The sequence below is a fragment of the Micromonospora sp. DT4 genome (genome assembly GCF_049841675.1).
Classification (GTDB): domain Bacteria; phylum Actinomycetota; class Actinomycetes; order Mycobacteriales; family Micromonosporaceae; genus Micromonospora.
In genome coordinates this window covers 1-1,759 of the sequence record NZ_JBNCKT010000265.1, presented here as the reverse complement: position 1 = coordinate 1,759, position 1,759 = coordinate 1, and the positions used below count along the sequence as shown (strand labels likewise).

The 1,759-nt window shown below is 66.5% G+C and carries 2 protein-coding genes; both read right to left on the bottom strand.

Annotated elements, in window-relative coordinates; translation table 11 throughout:
- On the bottom strand, positions 1 to 679 hold a 679-nt coding region (locus ACLQ24_RS29500; protein WP_425895008.1), incomplete at its 3' end, for a phosphotransferase.
- Complete coding sequence (locus tag ACLQ24_RS29495; protein ID WP_425895007.1) at positions 660 to 1,601, bottom strand: glycosyltransferase family 2 protein; 942 nt, start codon at positions 1,599 to 1,601, stop codon at positions 660 to 662. The genes ACLQ24_RS29500 and ACLQ24_RS29495, both read right to left, overlap by 20 nt.
- Positions 1,602 to 1,759: the final 158 nt, after the last annotated feature.

Below are 1,759 nucleotides of genomic sequence, written 5' to 3'. Positions count from 1 at the left end.
CATAGCGCTCGGGTAACACTCCGGACACCCGTGATGTTCCTACCCCACCAACCATGATCCACAAGACAGGCCCTAGCACCGCCGTGGTCTCGGCCTCGTCATCGCTGTCGGGACGGCCGGCATCGAGAAGGATGTTGCTGGCCAGCGGGTCGCCGTGATTGAGCTGTGCCGGCGCGTCGCAGCGGGCCACCAGACTGCCCAGAGCCTCTCGCTGGCCCTCAGTGAGGTACCCCTTGGCCTGGTACCGAGCCACGCGGTCGGAGTAGTCGAAGGTGGGCGAGAACCGGACGGCGGGATAGGTCCACTCATTCAACGCGGTGATGCAGTCCAGGACGGCATCGACCTCCCGGGTATCGAGCTCTCGCTGGGGGTAGCGTTCGACCGCGAGGGGCGATGCGTCGACCCATTCCAGGATCAGCAGCCGGTCACGGTCGGTATGGAGCAGCCGAGGAACGCGGACAGGCGGGGTGGTGTCACCGAAGACCTCGTACACGTCCAGCTCGTGCCGCCACTTGGCCGCCCAGAACGGATCTGGGTCGATCAGGTATTTCACCGCTGCCTGTTCGCCGCGGAACGAGCCCCGCGCCAGCAGGGTCTTGTCCGTGCGCCGTAGCACCGTGTCGATGGTCAGCCCGATCGTGGCTGCTGAGCCAGGCAGATCAGGCGGCGTGTGCGACATCGGCGGTCTCCTTGATCGAGTCGATGAGCCGTTGGCGAAGGCCGGTCTCGGAGCGCTCCCCGTGCCAGACCGCGGCGATCTCTGCGACGCAGCGTTGAAAGTACTGGTCACTGAGCGCATGACCGGCCGCTAGGCGCGCCAACGAGTGCCAATACATGACGGCGATGTACAGCCGGAAGTGCTGCGCCTTGGGCGTGCGGGCGGGCCAGCGACACCACATTTGTTCGGTGAGGGCCCCGAAGTGGGCGAGGGCATGCCCATCGCCGACGGTCGCGCCGACCATGCTGGCCTCGCTCGCGATGCGGTGGTAGACGACGGTGGGCTCCGGGACGTGCACGAACCGGTAACGATGCTCGCGGGCCAGACGCAGCCACATGTCCCAGTCCTCAAGCGCGGGAAGGTCACGGTCGAACCGGGCCGACTCCGGTGGGCGCCGAAGCACTGCGGTATGGACCGGCATGAAGTTGGCCACCGACAGCAGTTCCGGATCGAACGAGAACGTCGTGGGGGTGCTGAATGCCGGCGGGTTCGTGGGGTCGACGCGCGCTTCCTGGACGACGCACACCGTGTACGCGAGGTCGGCACCCCCCGTGCTCAGCGCTGCGAGGGCTGTGCCGAGGTGGCTGGGCAGGAAGATGTCGTCGTCATCGAGGAAGGCGAGGTAATCACCTCGTGCGACCTGAATGCCGACGTTGCGCGCTGAAGGAAGACCACCGTTCTGGTCCAGATCGATGAGGCGGACGACGAGGCCCTGCTCGCGGGCTGCGTTCGCGACCGTGCTCACGTCGCATCCGCCGTCATTGACGACGACTACCTCGACGGAGCCGGGTACGGCGCGCTGGGCGGCGACGCTGGCCAGGGCATGCCGCAGAGGGCCGGGTCGGTTGTACGTGGGGATTACGACGGTGACGAGGGGTTTCATGCCAGTCTCCGATTGGCGGCGAACTCTAGGATCGGGGCCGGATCACCGCGGTGAGTCCAGCGAACGACTGTCGACCGCTCGGCTAGTACGGCAGCCGTACTTCGTGATCATGGCTGGAGTTCGAGGGTGAGGCGGCGGGCGTAGTGGGCTTGTTTGGC

What these genes read in the sequence shown, in the direction of transcription:
- ACLQ24_RS29495 (WP_425895007.1), bottom strand. Translation starts at nt 1,601, where the DNA reads ATGAAACCCCTCGTCACCGTCGTAATCCCCACGTACAACCGACCCGGC.